Annotated in this window: 18 protein-coding genes; 10 read left to right on the forward strand and 8 right to left on the reverse strand. The window is 64.1% G+C overall.

The genetic code is table 11. The features are described from left to right. The first annotated feature begins 236 nt into the window (after positions 1–236). Positions 237–2,390 (forward strand): polyribonucleotide nucleotidyltransferase, encoded by a 2,154-nt coding sequence (gene pnp / locus IVB40_RS34860; RefSeq protein ID WP_007598347.1) that lies wholly within the window; start codon positions 237–239, stop codon positions 2,388–2,390. A gap of 76 nt (positions 2,391–2,466) precedes the next feature. Here the strand turns inward: pnp and katG are convergent, their stop codons facing one another. Beyond that, positions 2,467–4,635, reverse strand: coding sequence for a catalase/peroxidase HPI (katG, locus tag IVB40_RS34865; RefSeq protein ID WP_247817697.1), 2,169 nt, complete (start codon positions 4,633–4,635; stop codon positions 2,467–2,469). Positions 4,636–4,749: 114 nt separating this feature from the next. Here katG and IVB40_RS34870 point away from each other — a divergent pair, with 114 nt between their 5' ends. The 4 genes from IVB40_RS34870 to IVB40_RS34885 all read left to right on the forward strand — a co-directional run bounded on the left by IVB40_RS34870 (position 4,750) and on the right by IVB40_RS34885 (position 8,009). Continuing rightward, positions 4,750–5,676: a hydrogen peroxide-inducible genes activator gene (locus IVB40_RS34870; protein WP_018455793.1), complete on the forward strand. Its 927-nt coding sequence runs from the start codon at positions 4,750–4,752 to the stop codon at positions 5,674–5,676. A 7-nt stretch (positions 5,677–5,683) separates the two neighbouring features. After that, positions 5,684–6,148, forward strand: a complete 465-nt coding sequence (locus tag IVB40_RS34875) for a GNAT family N-acetyltransferase (RefSeq protein WP_247817698.1) — start codon at positions 5,684–5,686, stop codon at positions 6,146–6,148. A 322-nt stretch (positions 6,149–6,470) separates the two neighbouring features. Beyond that, positions 6,471–7,058, forward strand: a complete 588-nt coding sequence (locus IVB40_RS34880; protein ID WP_247817699.1) for a hypothetical protein — start codon at positions 6,471–6,473, stop codon at positions 7,056–7,058. A 72-nt stretch (positions 7,059–7,130) separates the two neighbouring features. Further along, positions 7,131–8,009: a hypothetical protein gene (locus IVB40_RS34885; protein ID WP_247817700.1), complete on the forward strand. Its 879-nt coding sequence runs from the start codon at positions 7,131–7,133 to the stop codon at positions 8,007–8,009. An 87-nt stretch (positions 8,010–8,096) separates the two neighbouring features. Here IVB40_RS34885 and fabI read toward each other — a convergent pair whose 3' ends face one another. The 3 genes from fabI to fabA all read right to left on the reverse strand — a co-directional run bounded on the left by fabI (position 8,097) and on the right by fabA (position 10,832). Further along, a complete protein-coding gene (fabI, locus tag IVB40_RS34890) occupies positions 8,097–8,897 on the reverse strand; it encodes an enoyl-ACP reductase FabI (protein WP_247817701.1) in 801 nt (266 codons plus the stop codon). Between the two features lie 150 nt (positions 8,898–9,047). Next, positions 9,048–10,271 carry a beta-ketoacyl-ACP synthase I gene (gene fabB / locus IVB40_RS34895; protein WP_026233025.1) on the reverse strand — a complete coding sequence of 408 codons (1,224 nt, stop codon included), beginning with the start codon at positions 10,269–10,271 and terminating at the stop codon, positions 9,048–9,050. A gap of 39 nt (positions 10,272–10,310) precedes the next feature. After that, positions 10,311–10,832, reverse strand: a complete 522-nt coding sequence (gene fabA, locus IVB40_RS34900; protein WP_007603915.1) for a bifunctional 3-hydroxydecanoyl-ACP dehydratase/trans-2-decenoyl-ACP isomerase — start codon at positions 10,830–10,832, stop codon at positions 10,311–10,313. Positions 10,833–11,186: 354 nt separating this feature from the next. Here fabA and irrA point away from each other — a divergent pair, with 354 nt between their 5' ends. Then, positions 11,187–11,678: an iron response transcriptional regulator IrrA gene (gene irrA, locus IVB40_RS34905; RefSeq protein ID WP_007598357.1), complete on the forward strand. Its 492-nt coding sequence runs from the start codon at positions 11,187–11,189 to the stop codon at positions 11,676–11,678. Positions 11,679–11,851: 173 nt separating this feature from the next. On the opposite strand, the gene IVB40_RS34910 is transcribed toward irrA, so the two are convergent. After that, positions 11,852–12,382, reverse strand: coding sequence for an SH3 domain-containing protein (locus IVB40_RS34910; RefSeq protein ID WP_007603917.1), 531 nt, complete (start codon positions 12,380–12,382; stop codon positions 11,852–11,854). A gap of 326 nt (positions 12,383–12,708) precedes the next feature. Between IVB40_RS34910 and IVB40_RS34915 the strand changes: the two genes are divergently transcribed. After that, positions 12,709–13,710: a D-glycerate dehydrogenase gene (locus IVB40_RS34915; RefSeq protein ID WP_027514698.1), complete on the forward strand. Its 1,002-nt coding sequence runs from the start codon at positions 12,709–12,711 to the stop codon at positions 13,708–13,710. A 140-nt stretch (positions 13,711–13,850) separates the two neighbouring features. Here the strand turns inward: IVB40_RS34915 and IVB40_RS34920 are convergent, their stop codons facing one another. Then, positions 13,851–14,759, reverse strand: coding sequence for a LysR family transcriptional regulator (locus IVB40_RS34920; protein WP_247817702.1), 909 nt, complete (start codon positions 14,757–14,759; stop codon positions 13,851–13,853). 117 nt (positions 14,760–14,876) lie between these two features. Between IVB40_RS34920 and IVB40_RS34925 the strand changes: the two genes are divergently transcribed. Further along, a complete protein-coding gene (locus IVB40_RS34925) occupies positions 14,877–15,896 on the forward strand; it encodes an aldo/keto reductase (protein WP_247817703.1) in 1,020 nt (339 codons plus the stop codon). 9 nt (positions 15,897–15,905) lie between these two features. On the opposite strand, the gene moeB is transcribed toward IVB40_RS34925, so the two are convergent. Then, the gene (gene moeB, locus IVB40_RS34930) at positions 15,906–16,709 is read right to left on the reverse strand and encodes a molybdopterin-synthase adenylyltransferase MoeB (protein WP_247817704.1); all 804 of its coding nucleotides are present in this window, start codon (positions 16,707–16,709) and stop codon (positions 15,906–15,908) included. A gap of 233 nt (positions 16,710–16,942) precedes the next feature. On the opposite strand from moeB, the gene IVB40_RS34935 reads away from it, so the two are divergent. Continuing rightward, complete coding sequence (locus tag IVB40_RS34935; protein ID WP_247817705.1) at positions 16,943–18,301, forward strand: serine protease; 1,359 nt, start codon at positions 16,943–16,945, stop codon at positions 18,299–18,301. Positions 18,302–18,368: 67 nt separating this feature from the next. On the opposite strand, the gene ggt is transcribed toward IVB40_RS34935, so the two are convergent. After that, positions 18,369–20,048, reverse strand: a complete 1,680-nt coding sequence (ggt, locus tag IVB40_RS34940) for a gamma-glutamyltransferase (RefSeq protein WP_247817706.1) — start codon at positions 20,046–20,048, stop codon at positions 18,369–18,371. A 239-nt stretch (positions 20,049–20,287) separates the two neighbouring features. Between ggt and IVB40_RS34945 the strand changes: the two genes are divergently transcribed. Then, positions 20,288–21,031 (forward strand): ParA family protein, encoded by a 744-nt coding sequence (locus IVB40_RS34945; RefSeq protein WP_247817707.1) that lies wholly within the window; start codon positions 20,288–20,290, stop codon positions 21,029–21,031. The last annotated feature ends 238 nt before the right edge of the window (positions 21,032–21,269 follow it).

The raw sequence follows: 21,269 nt of genomic DNA on the forward strand, positions 1-21,269 counted from the left end.
ACCGCGCTTCGGTGTTCGCGTTCGTGCCGACTGACAGTCCAGCAGCAATCCGGCGGCTGGGCACAACGGGCAAGGCGCCCGTATGACCCGAAGGGATGGACGCCATCCGAAATCCAGAAACCATGGCAGGATCGCAGGACGCTGATCGCCCGCTTCGATCAACGTCCCGCAATCTTGCGCATGGTTTTTGTTTTTCGACCCGTCCTTCTTTCGAGAACCCATGAAAGAAGACCTCTATGTTCAATAAGCATTCAGTCGAGATCGACTGGGGTGGACGCCCTCTCAAGCTCGAAACCGGCAAGATCGCCCGCCAGGCCGACGGCGCAGTCGTCGCGACCTACGGCGAGACCGTGGTGCTCGCCACCGTCGTTGCGGCGAAGTCGCCGCGCGAAGGCGTCGACTTCCTGCCGCTGACCGTCGACTACCAGGAGAAGACCTATGCAGCCGGCCGCATTCCCGGCGGCTATTTCAAGCGTGAAGGTCGTCCGACCGAGAAGGAAACACTGGTTTCCCGCCTGATCGACCGTCCGATCCGTCCGCTGTTCGTCGACGGCTGGCGCAACGAGACCCAGGTGATCGTCACCGTGCTCTCGCACGACATGGAGAACGATCCCGATATCGTCGCGCTGGTGGCCTCATCGGCTGCGCTGACCCTATCGGGCGCTCCCTTCAAGGGCCCGATCGGCGCCGCGCGCGTCGGCTTCGCCAATGACGAGTTCATCCTCAACCCGACTCTCGACGAGATGGTCGACACCCAGCTCGACCTCGTCGTCGCCGGCACCGCAGACGCGGTGCTGATGGTGGAATCGGAAGCGAAGGAGCTGAACGAAGAGATCATGCTCGGCGCCGTGATGTTCGGTCACCGCCACTTCCAGCCCGTGATCAACGCGATCATCGAGCTCGCCGAAAAGGCCGCGAAGGAGCCGCGCGAGGTCACCACGATCGACAATTCGGCGCTCGAAAAGGAAATGCTCGGCATGGTCGAGCAGGAACTGCGCGCCGCCTACGCCATTCCGGTCAAGCAGGATCGCTACGCCGCGGTCGGCAAGGTCAAGGAAAAGGTGATCGCTCACTACTTCCCGGAAGGCCAGGAGCCCAAATACGACAAGCTGCGCATCGGCGGCGTGTTCAAGGAGCTCGAAGCCAAGATCGTTCGCTGGAACATCCTCGACACCGGCAAGCGCATCGACGGCCGCGATTCCAAGACCGTGCGCAACATCGTCGCCGAAGTCGGCGTGCTGCCCCGCGCCCACGGCTCGGCGCTGTTCACCCGCGGCGAGACCCAGGCGCTGGTCGTGACCACGCTCGGCACCGGCGAGGACGAGCAGTACATCGACGCGCTGTCGGGAACGTACAAAGAGACGTTCCTGCTGCACTACAACTTCCCTCCCTACTCGGTCGGTGAGACCGGCCGCCTCGGCGGCACCAAGCGCCGCGAGATCGGCCACGGCAAGCTCGCCTGGCGCGCGATCCACCCGGTGCTGCCGCCGCACCACGAATTCCCCTACACCACGCGCGTGGTGTCGGAGATCACCGAATCCAACGGCTCCTCGTCGATGGCATCGGTCTGCGGCGCCTCGCTCGCGCTGATGGACGCCGGCGTGCCGTTGAAGCGGCCGACCGCGGGCATCGCGATGGGCCTGATCCTCGAAGACAAGCGGTTCGCGGTTCTCTCGGACATCCTCGGTGACGAGGACCATCTCGGCGACATGGACTTCAAGGTCGCCGGTACCGAGCAGGGCATCACCTCGCTCCAGATGGACATCAAGATCGAGGGCATCACCGAGGAGATCATGAAGGTCGCGCTCGGCCAGGCCAAGGATGGGCGTATCTACATCCTCGGCGAGATGTCGAAGGCGCTCACCAACGCCCGTGCCGAGCTCGGCGAATACGCGCCGCGCATCGAGACCTTCAAGATCGCCACCGACAAGATCCGCGAAGTGATCGGCACCGGCGGCAAGGTGATCCGTGAGATCGTCGAGAAGACCGGGGCCAAGGTCAACATCGAGGACGACGGCACCGTGAAGGTCGCTTCCAACGACGGCGAGGCCATGAAGGCCGCGATCAAGTGGATCAAGTCGATCGCCTCCGATCCGGAAGTCGGCCAGATCTATGACGGCACCGTCGTCAAGGTGATGGAGTTCGGAGCTTTCGTGAACTTCTTCGGCTCCAAGGACGGTCTCGTCCACATCAGCCAGCTCGCCTCGGCGCGCGTGCAGAAGACCTCCGACGTCGTCAAGGAAGGCGACAAGGTCAAGGTCAAGCTGCTCGGCTTCGACGACCGCGGCAAGACCCGCCTGTCGATGAAAGTGGTCGACCAGGAGACCGGCGAAGACCTCGAGGGCAAGGGCGAGAGCCAGCAGCCCGCGCGCGAAGCGGCCGGCGAGTAAATCTCGCCACCTGCCAGAAACACGAAGGGCGGCCTCTCGGCCGCCCTTTTTGTTTGTCGCTTGCCGAGCTTTGGAATCAGGCCGCGATGTCGAACCGGTCAAGGTTCATCACCTTGGTCCAGGCCTTGGCGAAGTCCTTGACGAACTGCTCCTTGGAATCCGACGTGGCATAGACCTCGGCGTAGGCGCGAAGCTGCGAGTGCGCGCCGAAGATCAGGTCGACGCGCGTGCCGGTCCACTTGACCGCGTTGGTCTTGCGGTCGCGGGCCTCATAGGTGCCGTCGGTGCCGGCCGGCGTCCACTGCGTGCTCATGTCGAGCAGGTTGACGAAGAAGTCGTTGCTCAGCGTTCCCACCTTCGAGGTGAGGACGCCGTTCTTCGAACCATTCGCATTGGCACCGAGCACGCGCAGACCGCCGAGGAGCACCGTCATCTCCGGCCCGGTAAGCCGGAGCAGCTGCGCACGATCGACCAGAGCCTCCTCGGGCATCATGAACTGCTGCCGCTTGCCGATGAAGTTGCGGAAGCCATCGGCCCGCGGCTCCAGCGGAGCAAACGAAGCGGCGTCGGTCTGCTCCTGCGAGGCATCCATGCGGCCCGGCGTGAAGCCGACCTTGACGTCAACGCCGGCATCATTCGCCGCCTTCTCGACCGCGGCGGTGCCGCCGAGCACGATGAGGTCCGCCAGCGAGACCTTCTTCGCACCGGATGACGCGTTGAAGTCCTTCTGGATCGCTTCGAGCTTGCCCAGAACCTTCGAGAGCTGAGCCGGCTCGTTCACCTCCCAGTCCTTCTGCGGGGCGAGGCGAATGCGTGCGCCGTTGGCGCCGCCACGCTTGTCCGAGCCGCGGAACGTCGAGGCCGACGCCCATGCGGTCGAGACCAGCTCCGAGACCGACAGACCCGAGGCCAGGATCTTGGTCTTCAGCGAGGCGATATCCTGCTCGCTGGCCAGCTCGTGATTCACGGCGGGGATCGGGTCTTGCCAGATCAGCGTTTCCTTCGGCACCAGCGGGCCGAGATAGCGCACGACCGGACCCATGTCGCGATGGGTGAGTTTGAACCAGGCACGGGCGAAGGCGTCCGCGAACTGATCGGGATTCTCCAGGAAGCGGCGCGAGATCTTCTCATAGGCAGGATCCATACGCAGCGAGAGATCGGTCGTCAGCATCGTCGGCCGGTGCTTCTTCGACTTGTCGAAGGCGTCGGGAATGATGGCATCGGCGTTCTTGGCCGTCCACTGCTGCGCACCGGCCGGGCTCTTCGTCAGCTCCCATTCGAAATTGAACAGGTTCTCGAAAAAGTTGTTGCTCCACTTGGTCGGTGTCGTCGTCCATGTCACCTCGAGTCCGCTGGTGATGGAATCGCCCGAGTGACCCGACGCGTGCTTGCTCTTCCAGCCGAGGCCCTGATCCTCGAGCGCGCCCGCTTCCGGCTCCGGTCCGACCAGCGACGGATCGCCGGCACCATGGGTCTTGCCGAAGCTGTGGCCGCCGGCGATCAGCGCGACGGTCTCTTCGTCGTTCATCGCCATGCGGGCGAAGGTCTCGCGAATGTCCTTGGCCGCGGCGACCGGATCCGGCTTGCCGTTCGGGCCTTCCGGATTGACGTAGATGAGGCCCATCTGCACCGCGCCCAGCGGCTCGGCGAGCTGGCGTTCGCCGCTGTAGCGCTCATCGCCCAGCCACGTCCCTTCGGGACCCCAATACAGTTCTTCCGGCTCCCAGACGTCGACGCGGCCGCCGGCAAAGCCGAAGGTCTTGAAGCCCATCGACTCCAGCGCGACGTTGCCGGCCAGCACCATCAGATCGGCCCAGGAGATCTTGCGGCCGTATTTCTGCTTGATCGGCCAGAGCAGACGGCGGGCCTTGTCGAGATTGGCGTTATCGGGCCAGCTGTTGAGCGGCGCGAAACGCTGCTGTCCGGCGCCGGCGCCACCGCGACCGTCGGTGGTGCGATAGGTGCCCGCGCTATGCCAGGCCATGCGGATCATGAGGCCGCCGTAGTGACCGAAGTCGGCGGGCCACCATTCCTGCGAGTCTGTCATCAAAGCCGTCAGGTCCTTGATGACCGCGTTCAGGTCGAGCGACTTGAATTCCTTGGCGTAGTCGAAGTCCTTGTCCATCGGGTCGGACTTGGGGGAATTCTTGTGCAGCATCTCGATGCTGAGCTGGGTCGGCCACCAATCGCGGTTCGCCGGCACACGTTTTCCACCCGAAAACGGGCACTTTGAAGTGTCGTCCATGAATACCTCCTCTGGTGGCGTCGAACTCGCGCCTTTGACCAGGTAGAAGCACTCTAAGCTTCACGTTCGATCAGGGGAAGTTGACTTTAATGATCGCAGCGATAAGATTTTCTGATGCTAAACCTCACCCTGCGCCAGCTTCGGTATTTCGACGCCCTGGCGCGTCACAGTCATTTCGGCCGCGCGGCTGAGTCTTGCTCGATCTCGCAGCCCGCCCTGTCGATGCAAATCAAGGAGCTGGAGGAGGCGCTCGGCGGCCTGTTGCTGGAGCGCAGCGCCCGGCAGGTGGCGTTGACCCGGTTTGGCGAGGAGCTCGCGCAGCGCGTCCGCGACATCTTGCGCTCGGTCGACGAACTCGGCGATTTCGCCCGCGCCTCGCAGGACCGGTTCTCTGGACGGCTGCGCATCGGCATGATCCCGACGATCGCGCCCTATCTGCTGCCGACAATCACCAAGAATTTGACGCGCATGCATCCGGAGCTCGACATCCGCGTGCGCGAGACGATGACGCCGCGGCTGATCCAGGAACTGGTGGAAGGCCGGCTCGATACCGCCATCGTGGCGTTGCCGGTGTCCGAGCCTTCGCTCACCGAGGTCGCCCTGTTCGAGGAAAAATTCCTGCTGGTGCGCCCGAGCGCGGATGAGGGAACGCCGGCACCATCGCGGGAGATGATGCGCGAGATGCGGCTGCTGCTGCTCGAAGAGGGGCACTGCTTCCGCGATCAGGCGCTGTCATTCTGCAACATGCAATCGGCACCGCCGCGCGAGATGCTGGATGCCAATTCGCTGTCGACACTGGTCCAGATGGTCAGCGCCGGCATCGGCGTCACGTTGATCCCGGAGATGGCCGTGTCGGTGGAAACACGATCGGCCTCGGTCTCGCTGGCACGCTTCCGCGACCCGCAGCCGTCGCGCACCATCGGCATGGTCTGGCGCAAGACCAGCCCGCTGGCGCGGCAACTGCTGCAGATCTCCGAGGTGGTGTGCCTGTCGGCGGGCAAGGTTCGCGCGCGTCCATCCGTGCGCAGCAAGCCGACCTGAGGCCTCGATGTCGCATCTCCTCATCCGCTCGGCCCGCGCGGACGAATACGACGAGATCGGCCGTGTCTGGATGGAGAGCTGGGTCTCGACCGGGCTCGGCGAGGCGAGCGAATTCCTGCTCGCAAACCTGCGCGCACGCATCCGGCGCGAGATCGACGACGGCTGGAGCCTGTTCGTCGCCGACGACAACGGCACGATCGCCGCAATGCTGGCGCTGCATTTGCCAAAACTCTATCTCGACATGCTGTTCGTCGCGCCCGCCTATCAGGGCCAATCGCTTGGCCGCCAATTGCTCGCCTTCACGCGCACGCAAATGCCGGACGAGATGTATCTGCGCTGCGTCCGCGAGAACGACAAAGCCTGGCGCTGGTACGAGCGCGAAGGCTTTGTGTTCGAGAAGCAAGAGGTCGAGCCGTCGAACGGGTTCATGATGAAGTATTACCGGTGGCGGCGGCAGCGGCCCGCCGGATAGGCAGTGGTCGCCTGGTGCAGCTTGCGGTTGTCATGGTTCCAATTTAGTGTGGCGTATCCGCCGTCCTCTTGCCCTTTCCCGGAATCGATGTTTCGAATTGCCGTCTCGCTGATCGCGTTGCTGTCCCTGCTCACTACGGCAGCCGCGCAAACCCCTCCCTCCCGCTCAGACGGCGGCGCCAGCCACGAAGGCAGTCAAGAAGGCGGCGCCGAAGGCCAAACCGGCTGCAGAACAGCCAGCCGCGGCGGAGAGGGGCCACTGTCAGATCGGCGTCATTTCCGCGATCGGAGACCAGTTCTCGGTGCAACATGTCGGCCTCACGATGCTCGGCAACGAGTATATGGAGGCGCCGATCGAGACGTGGGGTATCGATGATCTGTTCGTCGCGAGGGTTCGCGCCGCGGCTCCAGGCGCGGCTGTCCGAAAGATCGCTTACGCAAGCGGAGCCTTCAAGCCGTACTATCATCCGGAAGCGAAACTGTTCCGCAATGACCGCGACGACCTGACGGCGCTGGTGCGGCAGATCGCCGGAACGTCAAATTGCGAACGTTACGTCGTAGCCACGAAAGCCCGCGTTTCGGTTGATGGCACCAATCAATCAATCGAGGGCCTCGGGGTCTACAAGAATTGGGCGAGCCCTTCCGGGCGCGGCGTCGTGGTTTCCTATTTCCGCATCAACGTTTTTGACGGACGGACTTTCGACATCCATCGGGCGCCTACCCGCGGCTTCGGCGATGTGATTGCTTCGAGTTTCTCCAACAAGAACGACAATATGCAAATCCTCAACAATCTCGAATTTCCCAAGACTCCGGAACAGGTGACCAGCAGTGCATTGTTGCGTGACAGCACACGCAGCCTGCTCACGGCCCAGCTGGACAAGTATCTACCTGCGTATATCAAGGGCGAGTAAGCGCCTTTGCCGAGGGGACGCGACAAAGGCTATCGCTCGTCCGCTTCCTGCGGCTGGGCTGCATTTGACGTTATGGCCCGGCTCGTCGTCCTTGCGGCTGTCGTGTGGTGCTTTTCGACATCTGCTTGGGGGCAGACCAAATCGGGACCACCAGGGACGGAAACGGCAGGATCAGCCGTCAAGCAAGCCAACGGCAAGACAACCACGCGGACGGCCAAACCTGCTTCCGTGGTCGGCGGCCCCTGCGACTTCGGGGTCGTCGTCACCACCGGCGATGAGTTCACCGTGTTGACGACCGGCCTGACCGTATTTCAGAACAAGAAGACGGTCGTCCCGATCCCGGGCTGGGGACTCAATGATCTGATCTTCGCGCGGACTCGCGCCGCGATCCCTGCCGGCGTATCCGTTCTGAGAATCCCCTACAACCCGGCGAAATTTCCTCGCCGCGATGAGTCCAAGGACACATTGAAGGACAGGTTGTTCCGCGATCTCAATGCGGAGCTGGCCCAATACATGCGCGAGGTCGTGAAAGGAACGAATTGCCGGCACTACATCCAGATCCTCAATTCAATCAGCCCTTTCGGGTCATCCAACTATACGGTCCGCGGCTTCGGCATCCTCAACCATGATGTGGTGCTCGGGCGACGCATCTATCTCTACGCCCTGGCGTTTGTCCGCATCTTCGATGGGCGCGACTTTTCTGTTGTCAGACAGAGTTCTGCGCTGATCAACACGCATCATTCCCTTACGGTGCAGAGGCTTCTGGGCGTGCAAATCGGCGGCCCCTATCGCGAACTACCCGCAGAATCGTTTCCGACCCGTCCTGAAGATGCCGCCGACAATCCCGCACTGCGCGACGGCGTGCGCGCCATGCTGACGGAAAGCCTCGACAAGACGCTGCCGCTCTTGCTCGGGTTTCAACGAGCGACACGCAACAGCGACGCGCGCTGATCGACACATTCCGCAGCGGGAACGGGTCTCAAATCATTGAGAAATCGTGGGCACGTCGCTTGCGCGCCTTTGCCCACTCTACGAGAGCTAATCCTGCGCCTTCAAATCGTCCGGGCGCGGCATCAGGACGGTGTTATAGCCGCTATCGACATAATGGATCTCGCCGGTCACGCCGCCGGAGAGATCCGACAGCAGATACAGCGCCGAGCCACCGAGCTCATCGAGCGTGACGCCGCGGCGGAGCGGGGAATGCTTCTGCATGTAGGCGAACATCGCGCGCGCCTCGCCGATGCCGGAGCCGGCGAGCGTGCGGATGGGGCCGGCGGAGATCGCGTTGACGCGGATGCCGCGCGGTCCGAAGTCCGAGGCGAGATAGCGCACCGAGGCTTCCAGTGCCGCCTTGGCCACGCCCATCACGTTGTAGTTCGGCATCGCGCGTTCCGAGGCGCCGAAGGTCAGCGTGATCATGCTGCCGCCCTGCGTCATCAGCTCGGCGGCGCGTTTTGCCACTTCCGTGAAGGAGAAGCAGGAGATCACCATGGTGCGCGAAAAATTCTCGCGGCTGGTGTCGGCGTAACGGCCCTTGAGCTCGTTCTTGTCGGCGAAGCCGATCGCGTGGATCACGAAATCCAGCCGGCCCCACTTTTCGCGCAAGGCCGTGAATGTAGCGTCGACGCTCGCGATGTCCTCGACGTCGCAGGGCAGCACCATGTCGATGCCAAGCTGCTCCGCCAGCGGCTTGACGCGCTTGCCCAGTGCTTCGCCCTGGAAGGTGAAGGCGAGCTCGGCGCCATGGGCATGCAGCGTCTTCGCCATGCCCCAGGCGATCGAATGATCATTGGCGATGCCCATGATCAGACCGCGCTTGCCTTTCATCAATTCCTGCATCGTTTCGATCGCTTTCCGCTTTCGTCATGCCCGGGCTTGTCCCGGGCATCCACGCCCTTCGAAGCCGGTGGCCAAGACGTGAGCCAAGACGTGGATGGCCGGGACAAGCCCGGCCATGACGAGAAAATTACCAGCGCGTCCGCAAGGACCTCACGCATCCAGCCGGCTGAACACCAGCGTGGCGTTGGTGCCGCCGAAGCCGAAGGAGTTCGACAGCACGGTGCCGATCTTGACGTTGTCGATGCGCTTGCGCACGATCGGCATGTCGGCGAACACGGGGTCGAGCTCCTGGATGTGGGCGCTCTCGCAGATGAAACCATTGTTCATCATCAGCAGCGAATAGATCGCTTCCTGCACGCCGGTTGCGCCCAGGGAATGACCGGTCAGCGCCTTGGTCGCCGAGATCGGCGGGCACTTCTCGCCACTTCCGAACACCCTGCGGAGCGCGTCGATCTCCGGCGGATCGCCGGCCGGGGTCGATGTCGCGTGCGGATTGATGTAGTCGACCTTGGTCTTCACGGTCGACATCGCCATGCGCATGCAGCGCTCGGCGCCCTCGCCTGATGGTGCGACCATGTCGTAGCCGTCGGACGTCGCGCCATAGCCGACGATCTCGCCGTAAATGCGCGCGCCGCGCGCCTTGGCGTGCTCGAGCTCTTCCAGCACCAGCACGCCGGCGCCGCCGGCAATCACGAAGCCGTCGCGGTTGACGTCGTAGGGACGCGAGGCCGTGGCAGGCGTGTCGTTGTACTTCGAGGACATCGCGCCCATGGCGTCGAACAGCACCGACAGCGACCAGTCCAGCTCCTCGCAGCCGCCGGCGAAGATGACGTCCTGCTTGCCGATCTGGATCGTCTCATAGGCGTTGCCGACGCAATGGTTCGACGTGGCGCAGGCCGACGAGATCGAATAGTTCACGCCCTTGATCTTGAACCAGGTCGCAAGCGTCGCGGAGGCCGTGGAGGACATCGCCTTCGGCACTGCAAACGGCCCGACGCGCTTCGGTCCCTTGGTGCGGGTGATGTCGGCGGCCTCGACGATGGTGCGCGCCGACGGGCCGCCGGAGCCCATGATGATGCCGGTGCGAATGTTGGAAATTTCGTCAGGCGAGAGGCCGGAATCCTGGATCGCCTGTTCCATCGCGACGTGATTCCACGCCGCACCCTGACCGAGGAAACGCATGGCACGGCGGTCGACCACCGTCGAAGGATCGAGCGTCGGCGCACCCTGCACCTGCGAACGGAAGCCGAGCTCGGCATATTTCTCAGCCCGCGAAATGCCCGACTTCGCCTCGTGAAGGCTCGCAAGCACTTCCTGGGTGTTGTTTCCGATGGAGGAGACAATGCCCATCCCGGTGACCACAACCCGCCTCATGACAGCCTCGCCTCAATCGTTGTCTTCGTGGTGATGCGCTCAGCCCAGGCTCGTGCCCTGCTTGAACAGGCCGACCTTCAAATCCTTCGCGCGATAGATAATCTGGTCATCGACCGAAAGCCATCCGTCGGCGATACCGAGCACCAGCTTTGAGCGCATCACGCGCTTGATGTCGATGTTGTACACAACCTTGCGGGCCTCCGGCAGCACCTGGCCGCTGAACTTCAGCTCGTTCAGGCCAAGCGCGCGACCGCGACCTTCACCGCCGCTCCAGCCCAGATAAAAGCCGACCATTTGCCACAGCGCATCGAGCCCGAGGCAGCCGGGCATCACCGGATCGTTCTTGAAGTGGCAGCCGAAGAACCAGAGGTCGGGCTTCACATCGAGCTCGGCGCGCACCACCCCCTTGCCGAATTCGCCGCCGGTCTCGCTGATGTCCGTAATGCGGTCGAACATGAGCATCGGCGGCAGCGGCAATTGCGCATTGCCAGGGCCGAACATCTCGCCGCGGGCACACGCCAGCAGATCTTCATATTCGTAACCGTTGCGCCTGTTCAGCATGCGGAAGCCTTTGTGTTCTAACCCCGACTGAGCGGCGTTTCCGGCGAAAATGGGCCCCATCCTGTTCGAAAAGCAACATCTGTTGCCATTGTCAGACGAGAATACCGAAGGACCCCGGATGGATAGCGAGCGGCTTCAATGCCGGGTCGCGCCAAAATCGGTTAAGCGGAACCGCGGGCTCTCTAACACAGGCCATTTCGGGTAGCAAAGCGCTCTCATGAAGGTAAAATGACGGGCCGCCACGCCGGTTCCCTGCCTGATTAGAACCACTCTAGTTGCGAGAAACTTGCATCTGCATCTATCTCTCCATATATGTTGGAGAACGACAGTGTTCACGCGTGCCCGAAGCTGGAAATGAACGAAAATAACGCGCCCCATCGCGACGACGAGGCCCATGCGGCGGCTCTTATGTCCGGCCGCCAGCCGGCTTTGACCGGTTGCCCGTGGCACGACGTCAACGAAATGCTCCAGTCCGCGGGGCTTCGCCCGACCCGCCAGCGCATGGCGCTCGGCTGGCTCCTGTTCGGCAAGGGTGCACGTCACCTCACGGCTGAAATGCTCTACGAAGAAGCGACGCTGGCCAAGGTGCCGGTCTCGCTGGCGACCGTCTACAACACGCTGAACCAGCTCACCGACGCCGGTCTGCTGCGTCAGGTCAGCGTCGACGGCACCAAGACCTATTTCGACACCAACGTCACGACCCACCATCACTACTATCTCGAGAACAGCCACGAGCTGGTCGACATCGAGGATCCGCATCTGGCGCTGTCCAAGATGCCGGAGGTGCCCGCGGGTTACGAGATCGCCCGCATCGACATGGTCGTACGGCTGCGCAAGAAGCGCTGAGATCTATCCTGAATTGCTGATTTGATCGTCATGGCCGGGCTTGTCCCGGCCATCCACGTTACTTGGTCAGGCGTCAAAATACGTGGATGCCCGGGACGAGCCCGGGCATGACGGTCATGCCCGGGACGAGCCCGGGCATGACGGTGGAGCAACAGCTCCGCTCCCGCCCAACGTCAGTTCACCTGCTCGTCCGAATAAACGCCCCAGAGGCGTTCCTGCTGGATCCAGCCGTCAAAGCCGTTACCGCTGACGCGGCACCAGTTTGCGCTGCACTTTTTCACCTGGGTGACGACACCGGCCTGGAGCCTGGCCGCAACCGCGCTGTCGGGATCGGCGCGATCGTAGATCGGCGCGAGCTCGTCCTTGTGTTTCATCGTGACGACCGCGGTGCGGCGGCCCGAGAGCAGCGAGTGATAGACCCAGCCCTCGGCGCCCTCGGAATCGCGCACCCGGCGCCAGTTCTCGAACTCCGCGGTGATTTCGACCGGCAGGCCGGAGCGGGTGTAGACCCACGCGACGTCATTGTCCTTGGTCGGTCCGGCGCGGACGTTGACGTGATCCGATTTCAGGCTGACGTAGCGCGGCACCGGGAGGCCCGAGGCCGTCTGGGGTGTGCTGTCCTTTGCCGAATGCCCGGGACTGACCGAAGCGCTCAACCAGGTGCAAACGAGCGCCATCACCGAACAAAAACGCCCCAACGCCATCAACCCGTCTCCTGTCGAAGGTCCGGCCGAGCCGGGCCCTCACCCCAAAATTCCAAAACCAGGCCGCTGTCGCCCCTGACCCGCCCCACGCGGGTGTTCCCGAGCCCTTTGCCCGTGGTTCTTGTCTTGGCCCGGCCTTCTGCTAGAGAGGACGGACGTCTGAACAACCGGTTTGTCCCGATTTTCCGGCCGGAAATGTCGGGAGAGCTTGAAGGAAACGCCGGGGACGACACGGCAAAGGCAGTGTCGAACAACCGGGTTAATGAGGCCTCAACGGCCGGCCTTTGGCGACAGAGGCGGCTCGCAACGCCTCATGAGGGCAGGACATGTCGGTGAAGAAAAAGCCCCTCGTCGTCGTGACGCGCAAGCTTCCGGACTCGATCGAGACCCGGATGCGCGAGCTGTTCGACGCGCGGATCAACCTCGACGACGCGCCGATGTCGGCCGAGCAGATCGCGGAAGCCGCCCGTACCGCCGACGTACTGGTTCCGACCGTGACCGATCACATCTCCGCCGATATCGTCAACCAGCCCGACTGCAGGCTGAAACTGATCGCGAATTTCGGCAACGGCGTCGACAACATCGATGTCGAGGCCGCGCATGCCCGCGGCATCACCGTCACCAACACGCCGAAAGTCCTTACAGAAGACACCGCCGACATGACCATGGCACTGATCCTCGCCGTGCCCAGGCGGATGATCGAAGGCGCCTCGATCCTGACGGAAGGAAAACCCTGGCCCGGCTGGTCGCCGACCTGGATGCTTGGCCATCGCATCGGCGGAAAGCGCCTCGGCATCATCGGCATGGGCCGCATCGGCCAAGCGGTCGCACGCCGCGCCCGCGCCTTCGGCTTGCAGATCCACTACCACAACCGCCGGCCGGTGGCGCCGAAGATCGCCGAAGAGCTGGGCGCGACCTATTGGGAAAGCCTCGACCAGATGCTGGCGCGGATGGACATCATCTCCGTGAACTGTCCGCACACGCCGGCGACCTACCATCTGCTGTCGGCGCGCCGGCTGAAGCTGATCCGCAAGGACGCCTACATCGTCAACACCGCGCGCGGCGGGGTCACCGACGAGGACACGCTGATCAAGCTGATCGAAGGCGGCGAGATCGGCGGCGCCGGCCTCGATGTCTATGAGCACGAGCCCGCGGTGAACCCGAAGCTGGTGCGGCTCGCCAAGGCCGGCAAGGTGACGTTGCTGCCGCATATGGGCTCGGCCACGATCGAGGGCCGCGTCGAGATGGGCGAGAAGGTGATCATCAACATCCGCACCTTCCTGGATGCGCACAAGCCGCCGGATCGCGTGCTGCCGAGCATGCTCTGAGTTCAACTGACTGCGCGATAAGCTCTCCTGCCTCCTCCTGAGGAGACCGCGTAGCGATCGTCTCGAAGGATGGCCGCAGGCGAGATCCGGGCCTTCATGGTTCGAGACGCGCGTTCCGCGCTCCTCACCATAAGGGTCTGCTACCCCCGGGCGTTGCGCTTGCGCCAGTCGGCAACGAAATCGATGAAGGCCCGCAGTGCCGGCGGCGTCTGGCGCCGGCTTGGATAATACAGGAACGGGCCCGGAAACGGCTCGCACCAGTCTTCAAGCAGCCTGACCAGCGCGCCCGACTTCAGGGCTTCGCCGACATATCCATCGAGCGTCGCCCAGACACCGGCGCCGTCGAGCGCAGCGCGCATGGAAATGCCCATGTTGGTCGAGATCAGCTTTGCCGGCGGATCGACTTTCACCAGCTGTCCGGCCTTCTCGAACTCCAGATCATGCATGACACCGCTGGAGTAGCGGGCGCAGATGCAATCGTGGTCGAGCAGATCCTTCGGATGCTCAGGCTTGCCGCGGCGCGCGAGGTAATCGGGCGAAGCGACCACGACATAGCTCTGCGGGCCGCTGAGCGAGATCGCCACCATGTCCTGCGCGAGATGCTCGCCATAGCGCACGCCGGCATCGAAGCCCGCGCTGACGATGTCGACGAACCCGCTCTCGGAGACGACGTCGAGGTCGACCTGGGGATAGGCCTTGAGGAACGGCCCGATCATCGGCGCCAGCACGAGATCGACCGCGGGCGGCGGTGCGTTGATGCGTAGCCGGCCCGAGGCCACCTCGCGCAGGCCGCGGACTTGATCGAGGGCGTCGCCGACATCGCGCAGCGCCGGCGCCACGCGCGACAGCAGCAGCTCGCCCGCCTCGGTCAGGGCGACGCTGCGGGTGGTGCGGTTCATCAGGCGCACGCCGAGGCGCTCTTCGAGGTCCCGCAATCGTTGGCTAAGGCTCGACACCGACACGCGAATTTCGACCGCCGCGCGCCGGAAATTGCGGGTGCGGGCGACCGCCACGAAGACGTCGAGATCACGCAGGTCGGGCTCAGCCATTGTTCGCTAATGTGAACAAGCCATTCTCGATTGTCCAGCTTTTATCGGCGCAATCGATCAGGCGCATATCAGCGCTCGTCACGCGGCGCAGTCAGCGCCTTTTCGAGGAGAGCCATCATGGAACAGCGCAAACTCGGTTCAACCGGCCCCACCGTCTCCGCTCTCGGTCTCGGCTGCATGGGCATGTCCGAGGTCTACGGCCCCGCCGATCGCGGCGAGAGCATCGCCACGATCCACGCGGCGCTGGATGCCGGCATCACCCTGGTCGACACCGGCGATTTCTACGCCATGGGCCACAATGAAATGCTGGTGCGCGAAGCGCTCAAGGATGTACCGCGCGAGAAGGTGCAGATCAGCGTCAAATTCGGTGCGCTGCGCGGTCCTGCCGGCGAATTCACCGGCATGGACACGAGGCCGGCCGCAACGAGGAACTTCCTGGCCTATTCGCTGCAGCGGCTCGGCACCGACTACATCGACATCTACCGTCCGGCACGGCTCGATCCCAACATTCCGATCGAGGAAACCATCGGCGGCATCGCCGATCTCGTGAAGGCCGGCTACATCAAACATATCGGCCTGTCCGAGGTCGGCTCCGACACCATCCGCCGCGCGCATGCCGTGCACCCGATCGCCGATCTCCAGATCGAATATTCGCTGATCCAGCGCGGCATCGAGCGCGACATCCTGACGACCTGCCGCGAGCTCGGCATCGGCATCACGGCTTACGGCGTGTTGGCACGCGGCCTGATCAGCGGCCATTGGTCGAAGGACTCCGGCAAGACAGGCAAGGACTACCGGCTGATGACGCCGCGCTTCCAGGGATCGAATCTCGACGTCAATCTGGCGCTGGTGGAGCAGCTGCGCGCCATCGCCGCCGAGATTGGCGCGACGCCGGCACAGGTCGCGATCGCCTGGGTGGCGGCGCAAGGCCAAGAGCACGGTCAAGAGATCGTGCCGCTGGTCGGCGCCCGCACCCGCAACCGCCTCAGCGAGGCACTTGGTGCGGCCAAGGTCACGCTGACGCCGGCTCATCTCGCGCTGTTGGCAAAGGCCTTCCCGCCCGATGTCGCCGCCGGTACGCGCTACGCGGCCGAGCAGATGGCGCATCTCGACAGCGAGAAGCCGGCCACGGCGTAGCGGCTGCGATCAGGTGCGATGGGCGCTGAGGTCAGTGATCACAGGCCCATCGCCATTGAGCGGATTGGCCGGATCGCGCGCGTAACGCAGCGTCTCGAAGCGCATCGCGCGCGCATCGATCATCAGCAGGCGGCCGACCAGGCCGTCGCCAAAGCCGACGATCTCGCGGATCGCCTCCAGCGCCATCATCGAGCCCATCACGCCCGCGAGCGCGCCCATGACGCCGGCTTCCGCGCAGGCCGGCACGGTCCCGGGCGGCGGCGCCTCCGGGAACAAGCAGCGATAGGTCGGATTGAATTCGCCCTGCTCGTTCTTCTCATGCGCGCGGATGGTGGTGAGCGAGCCATCGAAGGTGCCGAGCGCCGCCGTGATCAGCGGCCTCTTGGCGAAGAAGCAGGCGTCCGAGGCCAGATAGCGGGTCGAGAAATTGTCGGAGCCGTCGAGCACCAGGTCATAGTCGCCGATCAGCGCCAGCGCATTGTCGGCATTGAGCCAGGTGGCGTGACCGACGAAGCTGACATGCGGATTAAGCGCCGAAATCCGTTCGGCCGCGCTCTCGACCTTGTGCCGGCCGATATCGGGCGTGGTGTGAATCACCTGGCGCTGGAGGTTCGACAGGGATACCACATCGTCATCGACCACGCCGAGCGTACCGACGCCGGCGGCCGCAAGGTACATCAAGGCGGGCGCACCGAGCCCGCCAGCGCCGATCACCAGCACGGAGGCCCGCTTCAGCGCAGCCTGGCCGGGACCACCGACATCGCGCAGCACGATATGGCGGGCATAACGTTCGAGTTCGTCCGGGCTCAGCATCGTTATCCTTCGTTCTCTCAACACTCATGGTGAGGAGCGCGGAACGCGCGTCTCGAACCATGCAGGCCCATATCGCCCGGAGCCATCCTTCGAGATGCGGCCTTGAGGCCGCTCCTCAGGATGAGGGCCTGAGTCCGTGGCCTCTATCGCCCGGCTGAACCACCCCGAGATTGTTCGCGACCAACGAGATGTGCTTCAATGGCATTGCGTTCAATGGGCTGGCTGGATTTGTCATGAGATCGATGCTTGCGGCAACACTGATGTTTGCGGCTGCGACAGGCGCACACGCCCAGATGACGACACCGCAGATCCCTGGCCCCAAGCCGAAGCCGGTCCAGACCGTTCCGATCCGGCCTCCTGCTTTGCAGACGCCGGCTGCGACGGCCGATGCCATGGCGCAGGCGGAGCGGTTGTCGCTGCAGTCCGACCTCGCCTGGGTCGGCCAATATAACGGCGCCATCACCGGCGACGTCAGCGCGCGCCTGATCGAGGCGATCAAGGAGTATCAGAAGGCCAAGGGCGGCAAGCCGACCGGCGTGCTCAATCCGCAGGAACGCGCCGCGCTCGCCGAGACCGCGCGCCGCAAACAGGAGAGCGTCGGCTGGAAGATTGTGACGGAGATGACCAGCGGCGCGCGGCTTGGCATTCCCTCAAAACTGGTGCCGCAGCAGGCGACCGACGCCAACGGCTCGAAATGGACCTCTCCCACCGGAACGGTGCAGGTGCTGCTCAGCCGCCGCAAGGAGGCGAACCCGACCACAGCCAAGCTTGCCGAAGCGGAGAAGAAAGAGCCGGGTCGCAAGGTCGACTACACCGTGGTGAAGCCCGACTTCTTCGTGCTGTCGGGTCTGCAGGGTCTGAAGAAATTTTACATGCGCGGCACCTCCAGGGGTGATGAAGTTCGCATCATGACGATCCTCTACGACCAGGCGACCGAGAACACCGTCGAGCCGGTCGTGATCGCGATGTCGAGCGCGTTCACTGCATTCCCGTCGGGGCCACAGGCCGGGCCGCCGCCACGCAAGACCGTCGAATATGGCACCGGGCTCGTCGTCAGCGACGATGGCGCGATCGTCACCGACCGCCTCGTCACCGATTCCTGTCTCGCGATCACGGTCGCCGGCTATGGCAGCGCCGACCGTCTCGCCGAGGACAAGGAGCACGATCTGGCGCTGCTCCACATCTACGGCGCCCGCGGCCTGAAGCCGTTCAGCCTCGGCAGCGGCGCGGCGAAGACGAGCGTCGATATCATCGGTATCGCGGATCCGCAGAGCCAGGGCGGAGCCGCCGTTGCGTCGAGCCTCAAGGCTGCGCTGGCATCTGTCGGTGGCGGCGATTCCCCGCTCTCACCGCCGCCGGCTGTTGGCTTCTCCGGCAGCCCCGCCATCGACGGCGACGGCAAGTTCTCCGGCATCGCACTGTTGAAGCCGGCGATGGTTGCGGGCGCCGCGACGTCAGTACCGGCGTCGCAGGCGGTGATGGTCTCCGCGGAGACGGTGCGCGATTTCCTGAAGACAAACGGTGTCACCGCGAGCGGCACCTCGACGGATGCGAAAGCCGCCGTCGTGCGCGTGATCTGCGTGCGGAAGTAAGCTCGCCGAAGGCGCGCAACCTCTCCACGAGCGGAAGAGCTGACCGAGCTCGCGACCCAGCGCGCCATTAGCTCAGCCTGAACCTGATCCCGGCCTTCGCGAGGCCACCGGAAATCCCGACCGGCGTGCCGTCCGCACGCCAGCAGGCGGCGCCGATCATGGTGCCGTCGTCGTGGAAGGCGATACCGTTCATGCCGCCGGCGACTGTCGCGACAGGCTGCACCTTGTGGCCGAGGCGGTCGAGCTTCGCGCGCACGCTCTCCGGTACGTTCTGTTCGACTTCGAGCGCATTGCCTTCGGTCCAGACCCGCGGCGCCTCGACCGCTTCCTGCAAGCTCATGCCGTGGTCGATCAAATTGACCAGTGCCTGCATCGCGCTCGGGAAGATTCGTTTTCCCCCGGGCAGGCCCAGCGCGTAGCGCAGCTTTCCGTCACGGAGCGCCATCATCGGCGACATCGAGGTCGTCACCCGCTTGCCCGGCGCCAGCGACAGGGCGTGGCCTGGACGCGGATCAAACAGGTTCATGTAGTTGTTGGCGATGGCGCCGAGGCCCGGGATCATGATCTTGGCGCCGAACAGATTGTTGATGGTCTGCGTGGTCGCAACCACGTTGCCGAACGCATCAGCCGCCGTCATGTGCGTGGTGTGAGCGCCTTCAAGCTGCGACACGCCGGCGCCCCAGCTCTGCGCCCGTGCCGGATCGATCGCAGCGCGGCGCTCCTCGGCATACGCCTTCGAAGTCAGCCGCTCCACGGGGACGCCGACATAATCAGGATCGCCGCTGGCAGCGGCGCGATCGGCGAATGCGATCTTCAGGACCTCGGCAAGATAGTGGATGGTCTCGGGCGTACCGAAGCCGAGGCTGCCGATGTCGTAACCCTCCAGGATGTTCAGCATCTGCGCGATATGCACGCCCGAGGCCGCGGGCGGCGGCGGGCCAAAGATGGTCCAGCCTCGGTAATCGGCGCGGATCGGCTGCCGTTCGACGGTCTTGTAGCTGGTGAGGTCGTTGCGCCGGATGAAGCCGCCGGCCTTTTCCATGTAATCGACCAGGATGTCGCCAAGCGGTCCCGCATAGAGCGCCTTTTCACCGTGGTCGGCGATATGCCGCAACGTCTCGGCATATTCGGCCTGTACCACGCGCTCGCCGACCTTCAACGGCTCTCCATCAGGCAAGTAAATCGCCGCGATCGGCTTGTCCTTGCGCATCTCGGCGGCGCTCTCGCTGATGCATTCGTGCAGATAGGGTGTCGCCGCATAGCCCCGCGCGGCGTGCTTGATCGCGGGCTGCATGACGTCGGCGAGGCTCATGGTGCCGAAGCGGCGCAGCGTCTCGCACCAGGCTTTCAGCGAACCCGGTGTGGCGACCGCCTTTGGGCCGTTGAGATTTTCATTGCCGACGGTGTCGAACACGTCATGCGCGGAACCCGGCGTCGGGGTGTAGCTGGTGTCAAGCACCGCCGCGGGCACGGTGCTCTGCCCGTCGATGAAACGGTGGCTGCCGTCGGCGAGCCGGATGTGCGCCATGCCACCGCCGATGATGCCCACCATCATCGGCTCGACCACGGTCAGCGTGAACAGGGTCGCTATCGCGGCGTCGACGGCGTTGCCGCCGGCGGCCAGCATTTCCGCGCCGGCGCTCGAGGCCAGTGGATGGTTGCTGACCACCATGCCGCGGCTCGATACCGCAGGCATCTTCTGGCATTCGAAATTCGTCGCCGTCCGGTCGCGCCAGTTTCCGCCCATGCCTCTTGTCCTTCTTACTCACGGTATCAAGCACAGCACACGTACGAGTACGGGTCCAGTAATGGTACGGATTCGCTGGCATTCCCGCTTCCGCCATCATCGTTCCTGCTGATTCGGACCTCCGCGATCCCCTTTGGATCGGGCCGGCACGTCCTGAGCGAGAAGAGCTCAGCATCGAGATCGATGCACGTTCGCGTGGCGTTTCCCGAGACCCAAGCACTCCAAAGGATTGATCTTCAATGCACACGATCGCACTGGCCACCCAAAAGGGTGGCAGCGGCAAGAGCACGCTCGCCATCGGCCTCGCGCTGGCAGCCAAGCAGGCCGGCTTCACCGTTCGCCTGATCGAAACCGACCCGCAGGGCACACTGTCCAACTGGCAGCGCCGCCGCACCACCGATGATCTCGTCGTCGAGCCGATCTATCACGCCGCCGACATCGAGCCGCGCCTGAGGATGCTGGCCGACAGCGGCCTCCAGATCGCGATCGTCGATACCGCCGCCGGCCTCAGCGCCGCGACCACCGCCGCGATCCGCCATTCCGACCTCTGCCTGATCCCGGCCCGCCCGAGCGTCGCCGACATCGAAGCCACCGTCTCCACGCTCAGCGTCGCGCGCGCCTGGAAGCGTCCCTACAGCTTCGTGCTGAACCAAACGCCGATCCGCGGCCAGCGTATCGATAATGCCGCCAACACCCTCGCCGAGGAAGCCGCGCTCGATCTCGCTGAGGTGCTCGCGCGGCCCCTGATCGTGATGCGCAACGACCACCAGGACTCGCTCGCAAGCGGCCTCGCGGTGAACGAATTCGCCCCGAACGGCAAGTCGACCGAGGAGATCCGCGGCCTCTGGCATTGGATCGAGACCCGGCTCGAGCTCGCCGCCACCACCAATGTCTTGATCGACCAGGTCATCGCGGCCGCGGACGGAATGTTGCACGTCGCCGCCGAGCTTGCAGCCGACGAGACCACGATACTGGCGTCCTGAGCGGGGCAATCGCTCAGACGGCAGCCGGCCCTTCACCATCCGGAAGGGGCCTTAGCGACGAAGCAATCCGGCCACCAGCCCGGCCGGATTGCTTCGCTTCGCGTTTTTGGGAAACTCTATCGCCGCCATCATTGCGAGGAGCCCTTGCGACGAAGCAATCCAGGCTGTTTCGTCGGCAAGATTCTGGATTGCTTCGCTGCGCTCGCAATGACGGTCGTGGTGGGCTCGTCACTCTCGC

This window comes from Bradyrhizobium sp. 40 (assembly GCF_023100925.1).
Taxonomy (GTDB): domain Bacteria; phylum Pseudomonadota; class Alphaproteobacteria; order Rhizobiales; family Xanthobacteraceae; genus Bradyrhizobium.